At 37.5% G+C, this 17,168-nt stretch carries 23 protein-coding genes; 13 read left to right on the top strand and 10 right to left on the bottom strand.

What is annotated here, in order from left to right; all coding sequences use genetic code 11:
- Positions 1 to 253: 253 nt before the first annotated feature.
- Entirely contained in the window at positions 254 to 766 is a 513-nt protein-coding gene (locus ODZ84_RS07270) for a hypothetical protein (RefSeq protein ID WP_266176327.1), read from the bottom strand.
- Between the two features lie 29 nt (positions 767 to 795).
- Positions 796 to 2,259 (bottom strand): hypothetical protein, encoded by a 1,464-nt coding sequence (locus ODZ84_RS07265; protein ID WP_266176326.1) that lies wholly within the window; start codon positions 2,257 to 2,259, stop codon positions 796 to 798.
- Positions 2,260 to 2,846: 587 nt separating this feature from the next.
- On the opposite strand from ODZ84_RS07265, the gene ODZ84_RS07260 reads away from it, so the two are divergent.
- From ODZ84_RS07260 to ODZ84_RS07215, 10 genes are all read left to right on the top strand, one after another.
- Positions 2,847 to 3,062, top strand: a complete 216-nt coding sequence (locus tag ODZ84_RS07260; RefSeq protein WP_047400697.1) for a RebB family R body protein — start codon at positions 2,847 to 2,849, stop codon at positions 3,060 to 3,062.
- A 17-nt stretch (positions 3,063 to 3,079) separates the two neighbouring features.
- The gene (locus ODZ84_RS07255; protein WP_266176325.1) at positions 3,080 to 3,637 is read left to right on the top strand and encodes a hypothetical protein; all 558 of its coding nucleotides are present in this window, start codon (positions 3,080 to 3,082) and stop codon (positions 3,635 to 3,637) included.
- Between the two features lie 14 nt (positions 3,638 to 3,651).
- Positions 3,652 to 3,879, top strand: a complete 228-nt coding sequence (locus ODZ84_RS07250) for a hypothetical protein (RefSeq protein ID WP_266176324.1) — start codon at positions 3,652 to 3,654, stop codon at positions 3,877 to 3,879.
- Positions 3,876 to 4,685 (top strand): hypothetical protein, encoded by an 810-nt coding sequence (locus ODZ84_RS07245; protein WP_266176323.1) that lies wholly within the window; start codon positions 3,876 to 3,878, stop codon positions 4,683 to 4,685. The genes ODZ84_RS07250 and ODZ84_RS07245 overlap by 4 nt, the downstream gene beginning before the upstream one ends.
- Positions 4,686 to 4,730: 45 nt before the next feature.
- Positions 4,731 to 5,126, top strand: a complete 396-nt coding sequence (locus tag ODZ84_RS07240) for a hypothetical protein (RefSeq protein WP_266176322.1) — start codon at positions 4,731 to 4,733, stop codon at positions 5,124 to 5,126.
- 25 nt (positions 5,127 to 5,151) lie between these two features.
- Complete coding sequence (locus ODZ84_RS07235; protein WP_266176321.1) at positions 5,152 to 5,379, top strand: RebB family R body protein; 228 nt, start codon at positions 5,152 to 5,154, stop codon at positions 5,377 to 5,379.
- 445 nt (positions 5,380 to 5,824) lie between these two features.
- Positions 5,825 to 6,091 (top strand): RebB family R body protein, encoded by a 267-nt coding sequence (locus tag ODZ84_RS07230; RefSeq protein ID WP_266176320.1) that lies wholly within the window; start codon positions 5,825 to 5,827, stop codon positions 6,089 to 6,091.
- A gap of 64 nt (positions 6,092 to 6,155) precedes the next feature.
- Entirely contained in the window at positions 6,156 to 6,416 is a 261-nt protein-coding gene (locus ODZ84_RS07225) for a RebB family R body protein (RefSeq protein WP_266176319.1), read from the top strand.
- 77 nt (positions 6,417 to 6,493) lie between these two features.
- Positions 6,494 to 6,754 (top strand): RebB family R body protein, encoded by a 261-nt coding sequence (locus ODZ84_RS07220; protein ID WP_266176318.1) that lies wholly within the window; start codon positions 6,494 to 6,496, stop codon positions 6,752 to 6,754.
- A 76-nt stretch (positions 6,755 to 6,830) separates the two neighbouring features.
- Positions 6,831 to 7,091 (top strand): RebB family R body protein, encoded by a 261-nt coding sequence (locus ODZ84_RS07215; RefSeq protein ID WP_266176317.1) that lies wholly within the window; start codon positions 6,831 to 6,833, stop codon positions 7,089 to 7,091.
- A gap of 221 nt (positions 7,092 to 7,312) precedes the next feature.
- Here ODZ84_RS07215 and ODZ84_RS07210 read toward each other — a convergent pair whose 3' ends face one another.
- From ODZ84_RS07210 to ODZ84_RS07195, 4 genes are read right to left on the bottom strand one after another with little or no spacing between them, the layout of a single operon-like run.
- On the bottom strand, positions 7,313 to 7,993 hold the full coding sequence (locus tag ODZ84_RS07210; RefSeq protein ID WP_266176316.1) for a response regulator transcription factor: 681 nt from the start codon (positions 7,991 to 7,993) through the stop codon (positions 7,313 to 7,315).
- Positions 7,994 to 7,995: 2 nt separating this feature from the next.
- Positions 7,996 to 8,754 (bottom strand): sensor histidine kinase, encoded by a 759-nt coding sequence (locus tag ODZ84_RS07205; RefSeq protein WP_266176315.1) that lies wholly within the window; start codon positions 8,752 to 8,754, stop codon positions 7,996 to 7,998.
- Positions 8,724 to 9,371: a hypothetical protein gene (locus tag ODZ84_RS07200; protein WP_266176314.1), complete on the bottom strand. Its 648-nt coding sequence runs from the start codon at positions 9,369 to 9,371 to the stop codon at positions 8,724 to 8,726. Before ODZ84_RS07200 ends, ODZ84_RS07205 begins: the two co-directional genes overlap by 31 nt.
- A complete protein-coding gene (locus ODZ84_RS07195) occupies positions 9,355 to 10,059 on the bottom strand; it encodes a hypothetical protein (RefSeq protein WP_266176313.1) in 705 nt (234 codons plus the stop codon). The genes ODZ84_RS07200 and ODZ84_RS07195 overlap by 17 nt, the downstream gene beginning before the upstream one ends.
- 361 nt (positions 10,060 to 10,420) lie before the next feature.
- Here ODZ84_RS07195 and ODZ84_RS07190 point away from each other — a divergent pair, with 361 nt between their 5' ends.
- From ODZ84_RS07190 to ODZ84_RS07180, 3 genes are read left to right on the top strand one after another with little or no spacing between them, the layout of a single operon-like run.
- Positions 10,421 to 11,446, top strand: coding sequence for a hypothetical protein (locus tag ODZ84_RS07190; protein ID WP_266176312.1), 1,026 nt, complete (start codon positions 10,421 to 10,423; stop codon positions 11,444 to 11,446).
- A 3-nt stretch (positions 11,447 to 11,449) separates the two neighbouring features.
- Positions 11,450 to 12,394 (top strand): hypothetical protein, encoded by a 945-nt coding sequence (locus ODZ84_RS07185; protein WP_266176311.1) that lies wholly within the window; start codon positions 11,450 to 11,452, stop codon positions 12,392 to 12,394.
- A gap of 5 nt (positions 12,395 to 12,399) precedes the next feature.
- Positions 12,400 to 13,632 carry a hypothetical protein gene (locus tag ODZ84_RS07180; protein WP_266176310.1) on the top strand — a complete coding sequence of 411 codons (1,233 nt, stop codon included), beginning with the start codon at positions 12,400 to 12,402 and terminating at the stop codon, positions 13,630 to 13,632.
- Between the two features lie 80 nt (positions 13,633 to 13,712).
- Here ODZ84_RS07180 and ODZ84_RS07175 read toward each other — a convergent pair whose 3' ends face one another.
- The 4 genes from ODZ84_RS07175 to ODZ84_RS07160 form a co-directional block, all read right to left on the bottom strand.
- Entirely contained in the window at positions 13,713 to 14,480 is a 768-nt protein-coding gene (locus tag ODZ84_RS07175; protein WP_266176309.1) for a methyltransferase domain-containing protein, read from the bottom strand.
- A gap of 156 nt (positions 14,481 to 14,636) precedes the next feature.
- The gene (locus ODZ84_RS07170) at positions 14,637 to 15,488 is read right to left on the bottom strand and encodes a hypothetical protein (protein ID WP_266176308.1); all 852 of its coding nucleotides are present in this window, start codon (positions 15,486 to 15,488) and stop codon (positions 14,637 to 14,639) included.
- Positions 15,489 to 15,649: 161 nt separating this feature from the next.
- Positions 15,650 to 16,312, bottom strand: a complete 663-nt coding sequence (locus ODZ84_RS07165; RefSeq protein ID WP_266176307.1) for a HipA family kinase — start codon at positions 16,310 to 16,312, stop codon at positions 15,650 to 15,652.
- Positions 16,313 to 16,592: 280 nt separating this feature from the next.
- Positions 16,593 to 17,063 (bottom strand): Lrp/AsnC family transcriptional regulator, encoded by a 471-nt coding sequence (locus ODZ84_RS07160; protein ID WP_266176306.1) that lies wholly within the window; start codon positions 17,061 to 17,063, stop codon positions 16,593 to 16,595.
- Positions 17,064 to 17,168 lie beyond the last annotated feature (105 nt).

Below are 17,168 nucleotides of genomic sequence, written 5' to 3'. Positions count from 1 at the left end.
ATGAAAGCCGAAAGATGTAGCCGGCATGCTTTATGCGTGTTGTTTGATTAAACTACATTCTGCTTTCTACTTTTTAAGTAAAAAAAGATGCCCGGAACCGAACATCTTTATATGAATTACAGGATTGCCTACTTTCGGGCTTTTAAATTTTCTTTTTTCTATTTCCGGCGAGCCTTTGGCTCGCCGGAAATAGAAATATCAATGGCAGAGGAATGGCTGCTGATCTTGCTTACATTCCATCTAAAAAAGGTTTCTACAATGTATTCCGGAAATTTATGAGTTTCGAATAATTTTCGCCAACCACAGCACTGGCTTCCTGTAAATTGGCGCGGGCATCAGGTCCTACATTACTTCCCCAAAAAATCATGGCTTTATCACCATAAGTGTTTCCGCTGTTCTTTTGGCTGATCCAATATTCATATTCCATACATCCAAGTCTTCTGTTATTTTCCATTGTTCTTTTCAAACGAAGAATTTCCTGGACTTCAGGAGAAAAAAAGACGGTACCGATTTCCTGTTCTCCGATATTCCGGAAAAACAGATGAATTCCCCGTATGGCAATATGGGCTCCGGCTCCCACCTGGGTATAGTCGAAATCTTTAGTGGCGATTATCGCTCCGATTCTTCCGCTTTTTCTCACCAGATGAGGGTTTTGCAGAGCAAACATTTGTTGGTTGTAATTTTCTCTCACCCATTGATAGCCTTTCAGGCTGCTGTACCGAAAGCCGACAGTCGCACAGTATGACAGTAGTTGGTATTTTTTCATGATTTTTTTATTAATATTTGATTACTCGTTTATTGAGTGATCGCGAGTATTTTACTATTAAAGCCTGAGCTGTAGGAAAAGTCTCCACTAATAATTTTTCTGGCTTGTTCAAGTAAAATAAGTGGATCAACAGAAGTTCCTTCTGAACTGGAATTATATCGACGTACCCGTCTTTTGAATTTTACCGGTATCCCCACAATTATAATGGACTGATTATAAGCAAACTGTGCTACAGGTATTTGTAAAGGGCTTAATTTAGGGCTTAGTATCATCGTTTTTTTCGCACTTTCAGGAACTGCATATTCCATAATTGCTTTGAGATCTATCGGGCTGAATCCTTTTTTATACGTCAGAATTTCTTTAGGTTTTGGTATTTTGTGAATACCTGGAGACCAGTCGGGCCGGCGGTCTCGTGTTGCTTTTGGAAGTTGTTTATAATATTTTCCGGATCTTGTCGGAGGCTCAAAAATTCCCAGACGTTCATAACCGGTTGCCATTCCTCCTGCTATGGTTTTGCCAAAAGCATGAAGATGCCACTGTGACATTCTAAAACCTCCTTCACTGTCGGGTTCTTCCATATATCTTACTGTATAACCCAATAAGGCCATGGCTTCAAGATTGCCACTGCGGAATCCCAAATGTTTAACTTCAAAAAAGTTTCGGTTAAGAAAATCATAGAGTTTAAATTGCCCGAAACGTTTGTTTCCTCCCCAAGCTTTTAATGAGTCTGAATCTTCCGTCCAAAACTCGGTAAGGTTAAAAACTTTATTAGTTCCGAAATAAGCATTTATTTTTTCTGCAATGGCACTGTACTTCCGTCCTTTTTCTTTCTTGTAACCCTTGTCTCCTGCTATAATTACAGCATCATAGTACCTCGCAGCCAAAAACGCGATTTGTGCCATACCAAAATAGCTGGAGTCATGTTCGATGTGGACGTCACCTTTTTTTCCACTGAAGCGGGACCATAATACAAGTGCGTTTTTACCTTTCACCGGTACTCCTTTTTCTTCAAGCCATATTTTGATGTGAGCATCCTGGGAATCGTTGATGTCCCACGAATTTCTTATATTTCTTCGCATTTCTTCAGAAAAGTGCTCTGCAATATACTCTGTCCCGGCATCTACAGGAAGGATGTTTTTATTGAGTTGTCGTCCGGTCACGTTAAATTCCCGGTTATAAACTTCCAGTGCTCCTGCTTTTAAACCTCCTGCGGCTGGTCTGAATGTTCCTACACGGATAAGGTGTATTCTTTCTTCCCCAATTCCGGAATCAATATAAAACTGTCGTATAGACGACCCTTTATCGGTAGGATCTGATTCAGTCTGATCAGTAGAAATGACGATATGCGCATTGGTATCGATCAGAGTACCGGAAATACCAAACATATCTCCGGTAGCATAGCCGGGCTGTGTGATCATCTGTGGCAGTGGTTCTGAACGTTTTAAAATCCTGATTTTTTTCCTGGCCGGTTTTTTTTTGTTTCTTGAGGGCATAGTTTTAGTTTTTTATTAATTAATGATAAAAATTGCGTAAGTCAATTATACAGAATCAGCTCTGTAACTTATCTAATGACAGTATTCCTGATTTGTATTAACGGATATCACAAATTTCCATGTAATGATTGTGATAGATCACAGGGTATACATCCATTTTTAAAAAATAGGGACTTACCCTTAACGGTAAATAGGGCATTAGAATGATATTTCTTTGGAGAAAGAGGGGAAAGCTAAGTTATGAGTTATGAGTTATGAGTTATGAGTTATGGAGTTCAGTAATTATACTACAGAACTTACCCATTAATTTAGACGCAATTCTTAGAAACTGTAGTTAATATTAACTTGATCGTTTCACTTACAGCTTTTAACGGGTAAGATGACATTACCTACTAAGAATTTCACCTTTGAGAGAATTCCCTTATTTTTTAAAATTCAGTTTTTTCCCTTAATGAAGATCTGTTTTTATTGATGACATTTGTAACAGACAAAAGAGATAAAGTAACGAATGACTGAAGGTTCAATCACAACATAAAGAAGAGCCTGAAGCGAACAAAAACTAATAGATAACCATTTAAACAGAAAATATGGCAGATACAGTAAACAACCAGACTACCGATGCAGTAACGCAGACCAATGTTACCGTGCTTGGCGAATCTCCGGCACAGGCCATGAGCATGCTCTATCAGATGGCTACCCATGCCAGCGGAATTTCCATTCAGAATTCGGTGACAAACCAGCAGAACCTGAATCAGCTTAACCCTGCGATTGTAGCCGATGCCATAAAAATTTTAAAAGGATAATGTAAAACTTAATAATCATGGATGACAACAATGAAACAGCAGGATCTCAGGGAGCTATAGCGACCACCGCTGCAGAAAAGGCGGTAGTATTTGTGAATACTGAAGTGTTATCGCCTCCGAAAGCCGATCCGATGTCAGGAATTGCCAAAGTAATGATCGAGCAGTCGACAGGAATGATGGTGCAGGATTTACAGTCTTTTTTAAAAAGCTTTGAGCAGGTCGGAATTGTTGCATTGAGCAGGTTGGCTAATAACTTCCTTACTTACGGAACCTACAGTGAAGAAAAACCTCATCCGGGAAGTGGAACCAATGACAAAGAGGTACAGAATCTCTCAGCAGCCAACGGAAATGATATGATGAAAGATTTATTTAAGATCGTAAGTGACTATGCGGAAGCTAAAACGAAAATCTCCGGCGCTATTTACAATTCAAATCCAAATCAAAGTGCAAGTCCCGCTCCCAATCAAAATCAGAGTTCAGTGATACAGCCGGTAACGCCTGTAGAAACACAAAACCTGCCTTCGTATACAGATACGTCTCCCGAAGCGGAAGATGATGAAAAAAAAAACGGGTAACAGCACCGGCACCCGTGATGGAACCTACAGATATACCGGTCTCCAAAGATGAGGTGAGCAAGAACTTTAATGCTGCTGGTGACGGGGGGAAGTTGGTTTTAAAATCTGTAAAACTGACTCAGCCCTTAGTAAAGCCGGAAATTAAGGAAGCGGTCATTCCCGCAGAAATCAATGTCAGTGAACCTGTAAAAAGAAATATAATTACAAAACTAATCGAAAAACTAAAAAAAATTAAAAAATGAGTTATTATAACGTAACAAAACCAGCAAAAATTTTAAACCTGCCTTCTCTGAAAGAACTCAATGACAACATTTATCTGTCAAGAACTCAGGATAATGAATATTTCAGTATAAAAACACCTGCTAATAATACAGACCGGGCGGTGTTTACTGTGGGAACTTCTGATATCAATATACAGCCCATGGTGAGAAAGGTAAACTGTGTCAAAGGGAAAAGATTACTTAATTACCAGTCATTCGTAATGGAACCCAAGGATAAATCGATGGGAATAGTAGTGATCATGATCAAACTGGAAGAGCAGCAGACGTTTTTCTGCAATGTGAGAATTCTTCCCCTTAGTACCTTAAGCGATATTGCAGAGCCGGAAACAGATTCGCAACTTCTGACCGTCAATCTCGAAAAATCAAAATGTGTCCTGAAAACGGATATTACGATCACAGCGTCCAATACCGGAGAAGCCTTATTTTCCGTGCATGATGTAGATGTGAATGGCATATCCGACCTGGTAACACCGGATGAAATCGTAGAACTGAAAAGGGAACTGGAATTTCAGGGTGCCAGGCTCATTGCCCACTATTTCCAGGAAGTTCTGGAAATTATTGTGAATGATAATCCTTCGAATACAACGAAAGCTTCCGTTATTCCTGATGATTATATTTTAAACCTTCCTCCTGATGCTTTAAAAGAAATAATGTCTGCGAATGCCATCTCAGGGTGTATTGCCCTGGAAATTACAGGATATAATGTAATAAAAAATCTCAACAGAGACTGGACAGCCGCCTCCAATTTTATTGGTTACCTCTTATAACAGAAGGATTCTTAATCTCACCCATTTAACCCAAAATCAATAAACATGCGAAGACGAAGTACCCGGAAAAAAACAAATCCGCCTCCCATTTCTACGCCGGTAGTAGTGGAACAGGCAGAACCCGAAATAGTGGGAGAAGATATTATGCCGTTTGTTCTCAGGCATGAAGATGAAATTATAAATTATATTAAGGAGAAAGCCACCAAAGCCACTCTTACATCATTGGCTCCTCTGCTAGAGAAACTGGAACAGGCTGTTCAGGAACATCAGGCTTACCAGGCAGCTACAGCGGTACCTGCTGCAGAACCTGCTCCTATGGATTATGATGCCCAGCTGAAAAAACTTCAGGAGTCTTCTATGATGAAAGTAAAGGAAAAAGAACTGAAAATTGCAGATAGAATGAATAAACTGCAGGCAAGATTTTCGAATATCCGTAAATAAAATTAGAATCAATAACTTTATTACTATGAATGAAATTACCACAGCCGTCATAGGAATGTCCAGCGCGCTGCCTGCAGCTATATCTGCCCAGGTAAGTGCACATTCTACAGGGATCATGCAGATGAATTCTGCACTCAATCAACAGCGTGATGCCATGCTGGGAATAGGAAATTATGTAATGGGAGTTAAGAAAATGGGCTCCGGAAGATTACAATGCAAAACCTCCTTACCCTTCAGAAAAGGACGTTTTTAGCCTCCTTTTAAACCATGGATGCGGTTGAGTTTCTCTGAAGACAGTATTCAGTGCCCTCAACATATACAGTCAGGTCAATATTTTGCACTGAATCATGCTGCTGCAATCTGCAAAAGCAATTCTCATCAATATGATACTTCAGCCTCAGAAAACAGATCAGCAGCATATCCGCAGCAGAAATTTATTTTAGTTACACTAGAATCTCAGCCGCATCCTTTTTACATTAATGATGAGATAAACTCACACAGATCTACCGATCACGGTTTCAGCTATTGTATCAGGAACCACCCGTACAGATCAAATCAACATCCATAAAAGTCTACAACAATGCTTTTGAAATCCGTTTCATCCGCATGATCTGTGGTGAGTTTATAACAAATAGAAAACTAGTTTAAATCAAATAATTATTAACCGAGAGCAAATCTCAAAACAAACAATCACAATTATGGCAACAGTCAATGAACAAATCACAGATGCAGTAACGCAGTCTAACGTAAAAGTAGTAGGTGAGTCTCCTGCAATGGCACTAAGCAACGTGTACCAGTCAGCAGCACACTCTACAGGAATCATGTTTGAAAATGCGGTCAATACGCAGAATCAACAGAACATTTTAGGACAGGCAGCTACCACACAGGGAATTATGCAGATCTACAGCATGGATACGGTATCCGATGCAGTTTCTATCGCTAAAATCCTTAATCCTAATCCTTAATGTATCCTAAAAATCTTACAACCGGAAAATCCGGTTGTATTTAAACCACAAAAAATAATCATTTATGGCAACAGTAAACGAACAGATTACGGATGCAGTAACGCAGTCCAATGTGAAAGTAGTAGGTGAATCCCCGGCAATGGCTTTAGGGAATGTGTATCAGACCGCAGCACATTCTACAGGAATTATGTTTGAAAATGCAGTGAATACACAGAACCAGCAAAATCTGGTTACGCAGGCAGCAACGACACAGGGGGTTACGCAGATCTACAGCAACGATACCATTGCAGATGCTATTTCCATTGCTAAAATCCTCAATTCATAAACCTGTCTTTTAATAACAACCAAAAAGTACAGCCGGATAACCCGGTATTTTTTAAACTCAAATAAACAATCATCATTATGGCAACAGTAAACCAACAAATCACAGACGCAGTTACCCAGACCAATGTCAAAGTAGTCGCAGAATCTCCGGCAGTAGCGCTAAGTAATGTGTATCAGACGGCTGCACATTCTACGGGCATCATGTTTGAAAACGCAGTGAACACGCAAAATCAGCAGAATATTGTAACCCAGGCGGCGACCACTCAGGGAATCACGCAGATCTACAGTCTGGATACTATAGCAGACGCAGTATCGATCTCAAAAATTCTGAATCCTTAAAACTTTTCCGCATCCCGCGGAAATAATACGGCAACCGGATCATCCGGTTGTTTCATCCCAATAAACAATTATCATTATGGCAACAGTAAACGAACAGATTACAGACGCAGTTACCCAATCAAACGTAAAGGTCGTAGCAGAATCTCCGGCCATGGCTCTCAGCAACGTGTACCAGTCGGCAGCACATTCTACAGGAATAATGTTTGAAAATGCAGTGAATACGCAAAATCAACAGAATATTTTAGGTCAGGCAGCCACCACTCAGGGCGTGATCCAGATCTATAGCCTGGATACCATATCAGATGCGGTTTCTATCGCTAAAGTATTAAATCCTTAATTTATATAGGGTGTTTTTAGATTTTACTTCAGGGAGTACTCAGGTACTCTCTGATTTTGTAATTTTATGAGGAAAGAAAGCAGGGAAGCAGGAAAAAGAAAGTAATCTGTTTTTGAAAATAAATTCAGATTATTGCTTGGAAAGGATTGAATTAAACCTATTATCAGTCGGAATGATTAATATTAACTTCCTGCCTCCCTCTTCCGGCTTGTGACCGATATTTATTTGTCAAACAATACGATTTCATTCGGATCTACAATGCGATTCTGAACGGCATAGATGACCAGTCCGGCCATATTTTTCACACAGGTTTTGATCATGAGGTTGGTTTTGTGGGTTTCAACGGTTTTGGGAGAAATAAAAAGACTGTCGGCGATCTCTTTTGTGCTTTGCTGCTGACAAACCAACCGGAGTACATCAATTTCTCTATCGGTAAGTTCATCCTTAGAAAAAGCATGGAATTCGGGAAGTTTGTTAGACATCTGTCCTCTCATTACGTCTACCTGTTCGCTGGAAAAGTAATGGCCCGTGATGTATACCGCATTCAGAACATTCAGCAGTTCTTCAGGTTCAATTTCTTTCGGTAAAAAGGCGTGAGCACCCATTTTCAGCATTTGCCCCATAAAACTTCTTCTGTAGAAACTTGAAAGAACAACAATTTTGAGGTCAGATTTTTTCTCCGATAAAGCAGACATGACTTTCAGACCGTCACCGTCGGCCATTCGAAGATCAAGAATGAGAATGTCTATAGAATGATTATTAACTTCATCCAGAAAAGCATTTCCGCCGGTCGATATAAGGCATACATGGTACCGGCCGTCCTGATCGATATAGTTTCTCAGCAATTGTACAAAAAGTAAATCGTCATCTGCAATGGCGATATTGAGTTTTCTATTTTCCATTTTTATAGGGTTGTGGTATTAACAAAGAAGATGTATCGTGTCCCTCTCTGTGGTTTGGTTTTCAGTTTATAAATCGCGTTCATTTGTTTTGTTCTGGACCGAATACTTCGTAAACCAATTCCTGACGGATGATCTCCGACATTAAAGCCCCTGCCGTTGTCTTCAGCAATGAAACAGAGAGAAGCCTTTGAAATCCTTACCGACAGGGTGATTTTTGAGGCTCCGGCATGCTTTAGACTGTTGTTGATAAGCTCCTGAAGTATTCGGAAAATATTTAATTTTATTTGGTTATCTACTATATTTTCTTCTAAAATGCAGAGATGGTAATCTACCCTGATATTCTTTTTCACCTGCTCAAGATAATCTGAGATAAGGTCGCCCAGCTCAATTTCGCTGAGATCCGGTGGAGTCAGATTATGGGTAAGTTCCCGGATAAGCTGCATTGAGTCTTTTAAGTCCAGATGCAGTTCATCTGTGTTTTTATGAAGAGCATTCAACCGGATGAGGTTAAGCCGTGATATAATATTGTCATGTAGCTCTCCGGCCAGTCTTTCCCGGTCTTTTTCCTGTAAAAATATGGTGTTTTCCCAGGATTCTGTCTGGCTATTCCGAAACATTTTCATGACCTTATGCTTATTTTTTCTGACACTTTTCATATAACTGATCAACAGCAGTGTGATGAATACGGTGGTTAAAAACAACAGTCCGATAGCTATCCATATCCATACAATTACCACACTTTCATTTTCCCCGTACGGCATCCCAGGTTAATAAAAGCAATGTAAAAGGACCAAAGCAATACGCCTCTGAAAAGCCAGACCGGCGCTACCCATTCCAGATGATTATTAATTAAAAAATTAAAAGTCGTTGAAATAATACTTTCTATCGAGAAAAATAAAAAGATAAAAATATTGAGGATAAATAAAGTTTTATCTGTTCTGGTATCTCTCAGGATATGGAGAAAGTAGACCCCTGCAAAACCGCAGATCAAAATATTGGTAATGATGTTCGAGTAAAAAGTAACCGATTCTATATCCTGTTTATATATCATATTTACTAATAATGATACCCCGGCAAAAGAGCAGATCAATCCTCGTACCGTCGGGGAAATCCTGTAAAAATAGGCATTGTAAATTCCCGTGATCATTAAAAGTCCAAAACACTGGCTTATGGAATAAATGTAAAAATTCACGGTATTGATTTTCATCAGGCGAAAAATGAGATCTGAAAATTCCAGCGTTAGCTCGCCCAACAGAAATACTATTAACAGCGTTTGTACCTGTTTTCTGTGTTTCAGAAACAATCCAAATCCGATAAGCAGGGTCAGGTTTATGGTAAACTGTAAATAAAATGACAGTTCGTTATACGTAGGCATCACTTTTCAGCAATAGTTGATATTGGTCAGCAGGATCATTGGCCGTGAACGGAGGCCGCGGGGTCGAATAATTTTCCGCTGTCTGGCTCATCGTCGTAATTCCAATATCTTTCACGCTGATGATTTCGATATGATAATCCGCTATTGAAGAATCTCTCATCGTTTCATTGGTCAGCCCGAAAAAGCAGGTGCACGATTCGGCATCGGTAAGAGGTATTCTTTCATAATCTTTGAAAGGAATAGAAATCAGTCGGAAAGGATCTGATTTTTGAGTTTCCAGCCAGGCGCTTCCATACATATTGAAACGGAAATTCCGGTAAACAGCTGCTTCGGAAGTAATCGGAACATTGGAAATCAGTTCTGATGAAGGTGTTGGCTGGGCTTCCGGCGCGATGCGATTAAAGGTTTTGATCACAATACGGCTAAAGTCTGCTTTGGCATCACTTTCAGAATCGATCAAAAAAAATAACAGCTGATCCTGATCAATGCCCAGATATGCATGGATGGACTTGTCAGACGAATGTTCAAGGTTTTTTTTCCATTCTGCGATGTTCTCTCCTTCAATGGAAAAATGGGATCCCTGGGTAAGATACCTCATGATCTCTTTTCCGCTTTTTTCATTTCCGTTCTTATAGGAATCACTCAGGGTTTCCCAGTTTTTAATAGATTGGTAGACAGTATCAATTAGCATGGTATAGTTTTTTTGTAAGGAGTAATTTTTTTATGGTGAAATTTACAAAAAAAAGCTTTTATGTGGGATGTTAAATCACATTTGGGTGGGAATTGTTAACGATTCGTTATTCTTCTTTATTATAATCAGAAGATATATTATCAATTATGCCTTTCCGTAATGGCGGGTAGATCATTTTTATTATTATTGCAGATCATAAAACATGAATGGGTCAATCCTGTACACCAGGAATTAGAGTATTTTGACCAATGATCCGGGAATTACGGAATCCCGTAATTTTTTAATGATGCTTGTTTGTAGTTTCGGGCATTATAAAATTGACGGTTTAAATAGTAAACCTCAAAAAATTAACAGGATCATTATGAATAAAAAAACTACACCTACAGATCTCTTTTTAGGGGTTTTAGCATTATTACTTATCAGTGTCAGCTTCTACCAGACGTGGCTGGGTCTGCAGCAGATTTTCGGCCCGGCATCATTTGTGATCGCCCTGGTTCTTTCATTGCTGCTTCTATTTTTGTGTTGGATGCTTCGAATGGCAAAAATGGAAGGGAGACCTACCGGAAGCCTGGTCGGAATCTATATTTTTATAGCTTCCTTCTGCTTTATTGCCAATTTTAACGCACTGTACACCAGATTTATGAGGACCGATATCTATACGGATGAGCTTCGGGATATCAATAGGAAATTTGCAGATCTTGAAAATGATGTCGAATCTAAATTAAGCTATAAGTACAATAAAGTTACCACCCAGAATATCGAAATAAAGAAAAAGCAACTGATGGAGCAGATCAAAGATCCCGGAAATAAAGGAATAGGAACCAGGGCTCAGTCATTGATAAGAGATATTGAAAGATTATCGGGACAGAAAATAGATCTGCTGACCCCTGTCGGGACTGACTACGAAGATCTGGCGGACAGAATGGGTAACCAGATTGATAACATGATTTCAGATTTATCGACGGAGGAACGTGCTTTGAAAACAGACATTAATAATGCTTCATTAAAATGGAACAAAAATATTCAGAATCTTTTGCTTTTATCAAAAAAGGAAAAAGATGATCTTTCACAAGGCATTATCGATGAGTCGCTTACAGAATATAATAAATTGGGAAGCAGAGCACAAACGGTATTAGGAAATGAAAAAATTCATTTTGAACCGGCAATTTCCCAGACTCAGGAAGTGGGGAAAATCGGTTTCGCTTTTGAGCATGCGATTAAACATTTCGGGATGTACCAGTTTGTGGTACTGTTAGGCTGTATCTTGCTGGATTTTGTTATCGTGATCATCATTTTACTGGTGACGAACGCGGGTGCCGGAAGAAACAATAACGGGAGTGTATTTACAAACAAGAGAAATGGTAACACCTTAATTCCCAATAACTAAATCATGGAAAATCAGAATGATAATTTAAGACCGCTTTTGTTCGAAGAATCTCACCCGGAAGAAACTTTAAAACCGCTATCTCTTGACCTGAGAAAAGAAAATGGCCAGCATGAAGACTTTATTCCTATTGCAACAACGATTTCAAATGACATTAAGAACAAAGACAGCAATTTTGTCTTCTTCTTTGGAACAGCAGAATCCGGGAAATCGGTGATTTTATCGACCATGCTGTATTATCTGAGATCTCACGCAGGCGTTTTAAGACCTAAATTGGGAACTCCAAATACAAAAGAAGCCAATGTGCTCCTGTCGGATTTCTTTGAAAATATCCGACAGGGAAATTTACCCAACAGAACCTCACGCGACCAGGTAACCCGATTGGATATGGTCTTTGAGCCGAATAATAAATCAAAAAAAGTAGTTCCCATAGATCTTACCTTTCTGGAAACCTCAGGTGAAAATCATAACGAGATCAGAAGAGGAGGAAGCTATCACAGCAGCATTGAGGCTTTTCTGAATGCCAAAGTTCCTATAACATTCATTATTGTCACAAGCTACGAATCGGCTCATCGTGAAGACAGTTTAATTAATGAATTTCTTGACGAGCTGGAAAGAAAAGGTAAAAATTTAAAATCCGTTAATGCGGTGCTGGTTATTTCCAAATGGGATAAATCCGGAAGAATGGATGTGGAAAACAGTGAAGAACTGGATGGCTTTATTCACGACCGGCTGCCCATGACCTCACAGAGGATCAATACTTATGGCTTAAATAAAACGTATTATACCGTGGGCAGTGTACAGAATTCGACGGGACAGGAAAGAATAAACCTGTTAAATCTTTCTACGGCAGAAGTTTTATCAAAATGGCTGTACAGAAGTATCGTCGGATACGATCTAGATTATGAAGGTACTTTTTGGGAACGTATAAAATTCAGCTTTACAAATTAATGGACATGAAGTATTTTTTTTCAGCCTTCGGAACTTTTGGGAATCCGAACGGTTTCAGGCAGTCATTCTTTTTAGGTGGAGATCCCGCCATTGCTAAAAGTCTGAAAACATTTGATCTGAAAACCGATGCGATACAGCTTTTTCCGGGAAGCAGACTTTACGGTATGCGAAAAGAAAAAATAGGGGACACCAATGTGATTTCTTACTGTATATACACCTTCGCAAAGGAACACAGCTCCCACAGAGCAGGAACTTTTATAGGTTCAGGATTGGTGTTTGCTGACAAAATTGCCAGTGAAAATCTCACCATTGCCCTGTTGAATGAATTTCATCATGATCTTGAAAAAAGAAATATAGTGGATGATACCATTAAAATAAATCATTCTGACCGTTTTTCAGTAAGTAAACCGAAGGATTTTGACAAAGCAGGCTTTCATGGGAAAGAAATAGATGAGTTGTATTCGCTAAAAAATACAGGCGGCTATCTCATGGTGTACACCGAAACCCATCCGTCACAGTTGCAGTCCCTGTTTAGAAGATCGCTTGATCTTCTCCATACGTACGAAATGATTTATTTTACTCAAAGTTATGATGTTGCTGAATTTGTAAAACAGAAAGGTATTTTTAAAATCGTTGATATCCATGGTTTTGAGGGTGAAATTCAAAAGCTTGAAGCGGAACGGTCACAGATTATTACCAACACCATGAATGAATTTGAAAGGGAAGCCCACAGTCTCATAGAAGATCGCAGGAAACTGGTAAATGAAATCAATAGCAAGATTGAGCAAAACAAAAAACGGCATCTGGAAAACGAGCAGAAAATTAAGGAATCCGAGAATGAAGTCGAAATAATCAATAAAGAGTATGATGAGTATTCCGTAAGAATTCAGGAATTAATGAAATCGTTGTCCAGCGGCGAAAAACCTGAAAAAGTAAGAAGATTATATGATGATTATAAAAAATCACTACATTCAAAAATCAGTCAAAACAGAAATATCCAATCCCTGCATTCGGTTTCTTCTGCTCATTCCGGACATGACTGGGGCCAGAAAACAGATTCTCCGTTCGGAGGCAACTTCGCGGATTTTAGTAAAAGCAGCAGTAATATAAGAAAAAAAGAATCAAAAACAGATGTTTATAAAATCACAACTTTTGTTTTGAGTTTTCTTATTATTTCGGCTCTCGTTTTCTGTTTCATGTTTTTTACAGATGGGAAAATAAAAATTCCGGAGTTTTGAAAATTTCCGGATTAAATAAATAAAAAACAAATTTTTCAGAGTTGAATGAGGCGGTTTACACCATTAAACCGCCTTTATTTTCATCTCTTCCTTCCATACATCAGAATCCTTTTGAACGAATACATAGCCGGAAGTTTAGGGAAATTATCTGCAATTCGTTGCTTAAATTCTTTTGTGAAAAGCTGTTGCTGTTCCTCATTCAGTTTTTCGAGATACGGTATCAAAGCCGATCCTGAAATAAAATTGAATAAGGTATCGTGATCTTCAGCAATAATGGGATACACCTTTTGTGACAGGTGAAGGTTTTCAATCCCGTTTTCAAATAGAATCTGTGCGTATTCATCAATGGTGAGGACTGCGGATGGACGGTTCCAGCTATTGAGCTGCGTTTTAAAAGGCTCATCGTTGGCGAGTCCGAATAAGATCTGATTCAGGATATTCCCCGGCTGGTAGGGCATCTGGACCGCAAGCTGACCCTCTGGTTCCAGCTTCGAAATCAATCCTGGAAACAGGTCCTGATGATCATCAGACCATTGCAGTGCAGCATTGCTGAAAATAAGATTCCATTTTTCATCGTTGTTCAGAATCTCTTCGGTGGTAGCCTGCCGGAAATGAAGACGGTCATTTTCAAGACTTTTTGATTTTTCAAGCATTTCGTAAGAAGAATCAATTCCGGTAAACGTGGACTGGGGGAATTTATCGGCAAGAATGGCAGTTTGTTCACCGGTTCCGCATCCGATATCAATGGCTTTCATCTTAAGATCATCTTCGATCATTTCGGCAAGGTCAAAAAAAGGTTTGAAGCGTATATTCTTAAACTGATTATAAATGTCAGGATTCCAGGGCATAATTTGTACATGTAATAGTTATTCAATTTACAAAAATTTTAGCCGGAAAGAAAAATGACGAATCAGAAAATATAAGATAATTACTACAGTACTTGTAATGCTGGTTTATCTCAGAAAAATAAGCATTTTGATGTGGGTTCCAAGGTTATTTAATTTCTAATCAAAGTAAGGACGCACAGAGTGCTTTTTTATATAGTCTTCTATGATTCCCAAATCATTAATATCAATAAATTCTAAAAAGTTTGAATCCCGTATCTGTTGCCACATTAAATGATTTTTTTGATTGTTTTTTTCTGGTTCTATGCCCAATACAAAGTATTTACCATTCTTTTTTCCTTCTAACTCGAGTGCTTTAGTTAAGGAAATATATCGGGTTACATCATTTTCCAGATAATAATGTTTTTTTTCAAAATCAAATGCCTGACCAGCTACAGGAACGTTATTAATTCCCAAAAAGTTTACTTCAATTGGAGCAAAAAGATTTTCAAAATCTGAAGAATCTAAAGTAATATCGATATTTACATTTTCCTCAATCGTAGGATATAAATATTTTTTAACCTCAGAAGCTACATGTAAACTCTTTTTTCTATAATTGTATTCAGAATCTTGCGAATCAAACCTAAATACATATTTCTCAAATAATATTTTGAAATTTAAGTCGCTTAACTCTATATCAATAACTTTCGGGGGAGAAAACTGAATGACGTTATTTGAATATTTAGATAAATAAATTAGATAACTTTTATTTATCCAGTTTGTTGCAGTTGATAATTCGCTATCAAATAATGAGGTAAAGTCACTTGAATTAATATCACTTTCTAGAGCTTTCAGATAATTTTTAACGATATACATTTTCTCAGCACTAAGTATATTTTTAACAGCATTTAATTTATCTGAAGAATACTTAAAATAATATTGATCCCCATTTTTCATAACCATACCAATGCTCACTTTTTCGTCAAGAGCGGCATTTAAGGATATTGATAATATTGAATAAATAGTTTTCATTTTAATTGAGTATAAAAGATTGAACAAATTGTTTAAAGGTATTGTCACATTTTTTAAGCCATGAATCCCTAAAAATTGAATTGTCCAGTTGATACTTTAAATGTTTTAAATCTAAATTCCATGATGGCGGAATTTTTCTTAAAATTTCTGGCAAATTATCTTTACATTCCAATGTACAAAGATAGAAATTTTGGATTAAAAGTATTTACAATCTGTCTTGTATTAGTATTTCTGGAGAACAAAATTCTGGACAATTCCGTCTTTATAATTGATTCATCTTCAGTAAGTTCACACAGTCTATACTGCAAAGAACTTGTATTGAATAAGTTTACATGATCAATAGCATAAAAGAATGATATCTTATCTGATGATGTATTTAATAATAAATTAAAGTTATTAAAATTTCTATCTTCATTTGACAGCCAAATGTCAAATAAAGCTATTTTTAAAAAATCGCTTTTATTCCGAACTTTATCTCGAAACATTTTCTCTTTAAACAATGAAAACATAGTTTGATCTATCTCTTTCGCATTCTCTAAATATAAAGATCCAAAACATTCTTTATCAAACCAATATTTTTGTAATCTCGGAATCATATCATTGGGAATATGTTCTTCTTTTACTTTAATTAATGAGGTCTCAGGAACCTTGATGTTCCATATTTTAGCAAATTCTGCTGCTAATAACTCATTAAAAAGATTAAGATGAAATCTGTCATATTTACAAACCCAGTAGTTTAAATCATTACATGATACTAAAAGAGGATCACTGCCTGAAGTATTAAAAATTTTGTGAATATTCTCAATAGTATGCAAATGTTTCATCAATAATGATAAGTGTCTTGTTTACAAATATATAAACAAATTCTGATCATTAGATATAATCAAAAAAATATTTTTGTCATATTTAGTTTTCGTAGTGGCAGTGATATTAAATCAATATCTTTAAACTTATAGATCATCAAAGTGATATTTTATTATAGAATACTTCATAATTGATCATTAATTGACAGAACAAATCTCTCACTGTAAAAGGACAAAACTTGACGCATAAAAATATATTTATTTGTAGAGAAAAGTTTGTATGAAAATTTTTAATCTATAATCAGAGAATCTGTGGACTCTCTTTGATACTGTTCATTACAAAAATGCTTTTTGTCTGTCCGATCCCTTCAATTTCTGAAAGTTTATTGACGAAGAATTCATGAAACTCATCCATATTCGGAGCCAGGATCTTCAGCATAAAATCAAAATCCCCGCTGATGTTATAAAATTCCACGACTTCCTTCAGTCTGCTGACTTCTTCTATAAACTGGCCTGCCATTTTTTTATTATGAGCATTTAAAGCAACCATACAGATGACCATCATTCCTTTGTTTACTTTCTTACGGTCTAAGACGGCTGTATATTCTTTGATGATCCCGAGCTTTTCCATACGTTTGATACGCTCATGGGTAGGCGTAGGGCTCAGATTAATTCTCGCTGCAATATCCCGGACACTCAGTTTCGCATCTTTCTGTAAAATTCTCAGGATCGACAAATCTTTTTCGTCAGGACGGTAGTTTTCTGTTGCCATTTGTTCTATTTTTAGAATGTAAGTAATGTTTAAAAGAGTAATTGTTCTTTAAATTGACTTTAAAATACAATATTGTTCCAAATTTAATATATAATTTTTATAAAT

It is taken from the genome of Chryseobacterium fluminis, assembly GCF_026314945.1.
Lineage (GTDB): Bacteria > Bacteroidota > Bacteroidia > Flavobacteriales > Weeksellaceae > Chryseobacterium > Chryseobacterium fluminis.
Note: the sequence above shows the minus strand (reverse complement) of the source record. Positions and strands in the feature narration are given on the sequence as shown.

What these genes read in the sequence shown, in the direction of transcription:
- ODZ84_RS07220 (WP_266176318.1), top strand. Translation starts at nt 6,494, where the DNA reads ATGGCAACAGTAAACCAACAAATCACAGACGCAGTTACCCAGACCAAT.
- ODZ84_RS07165 (WP_266176307.1), bottom strand. Translation starts at nt 16,312, where the DNA reads ATGAAACATTTGCATACTATTGAGAATATTCACAAAATTTTTAATACT.
- ODZ84_RS07215 (WP_266176317.1), top strand. Translation starts at nt 6,831, where the DNA reads ATGGCAACAGTAAACGAACAGATTACAGACGCAGTTACCCAATCAAAC.
- ODZ84_RS07180 (WP_266176310.1), top strand. Translation starts at nt 12,400, where the DNA reads ATGAAGTATTTTTTTTCAGCCTTCGGAACTTTTGGGAATCCGAACGGT.
- ODZ84_RS07195 (WP_266176313.1), bottom strand. Translation starts at nt 10,059, where the DNA reads ATGCTAATTGATACTGTCTACCAATCTATTAAAAACTGGGAAACCCTG.
- ODZ84_RS07235 (WP_266176321.1), top strand. Translation starts at nt 5,152, where the DNA reads ATGAATGAAATTACCACAGCCGTCATAGGAATGTCCAGCGCGCTGCCT.
- ODZ84_RS07240 (WP_266176322.1), top strand. Translation starts at nt 4,731, where the DNA reads ATGCGAAGACGAAGTACCCGGAAAAAAACAAATCCGCCTCCCATTTCT.
- ODZ84_RS07160 (WP_266176306.1), bottom strand. Translation starts at nt 17,063, where the DNA reads ATGGCAACAGAAAACTACCGTCCTGACGAAAAAGATTTGTCGATCCTG.
- ODZ84_RS07210 (WP_266176316.1), bottom strand. Translation starts at nt 7,993, where the DNA reads ATGGAAAATAGAAAACTCAATATCGCCATTGCAGATGACGATTTACTT.
- ODZ84_RS07230 (WP_266176320.1), top strand. Translation starts at nt 5,825, where the DNA reads ATGGCAACAGTCAATGAACAAATCACAGATGCAGTAACGCAGTCTAAC.
- ODZ84_RS07225 (WP_266176319.1), top strand. Translation starts at nt 6,156, where the DNA reads ATGGCAACAGTAAACGAACAGATTACGGATGCAGTAACGCAGTCCAAT.
- ODZ84_RS07255 (WP_266176325.1), top strand. Translation starts at nt 3,080, where the DNA reads ATGGATGACAACAATGAAACAGCAGGATCTCAGGGAGCTATAGCGACC.
- ODZ84_RS07190 (WP_266176312.1), top strand. Translation starts at nt 10,421, where the DNA reads ATGAATAAAAAAACTACACCTACAGATCTCTTTTTAGGGGTTTTAGCA.
- ODZ84_RS07265 (WP_266176326.1), bottom strand. Translation starts at nt 2,259, where the DNA reads ATGCCCTCAAGAAACAAAAAAAAACCGGCCAGGAAAAAAATCAGGATT.
- ODZ84_RS07270 (WP_266176327.1), bottom strand. Translation starts at nt 766, where the DNA reads ATGAAAAAATACCAACTACTGTCATACTGTGCGACTGTCGGCTTTCGG.
- ODZ84_RS07175 (WP_266176309.1), bottom strand. Translation starts at nt 14,480, where the DNA reads ATGCCCTGGAATCCTGACATTTATAATCAGTTTAAGAATATACGCTTC.
- ODZ84_RS07205 (WP_266176315.1), bottom strand. Translation starts at nt 8,754, where the DNA reads ATGCCGTACGGGGAAAATGAAAGTGTGGTAATTGTATGGATATGGATA.
- ODZ84_RS07185 (WP_266176311.1), top strand. Translation starts at nt 11,450, where the DNA reads ATGGAAAATCAGAATGATAATTTAAGACCGCTTTTGTTCGAAGAATCT.
- ODZ84_RS07260 (WP_047400697.1), top strand. Translation starts at nt 2,847, where the DNA reads ATGGCAGATACAGTAAACAACCAGACTACCGATGCAGTAACGCAGACC.
- ODZ84_RS07170 (WP_266176308.1), bottom strand. Translation starts at nt 15,488, where the DNA reads ATGAAAACTATTTATTCAATATTATCAATATCCTTAAATGCCGCTCTT.
- ODZ84_RS07245 (WP_266176323.1), top strand. Translation starts at nt 3,876, where the DNA reads ATGAGTTATTATAACGTAACAAAACCAGCAAAAATTTTAAACCTGCCT.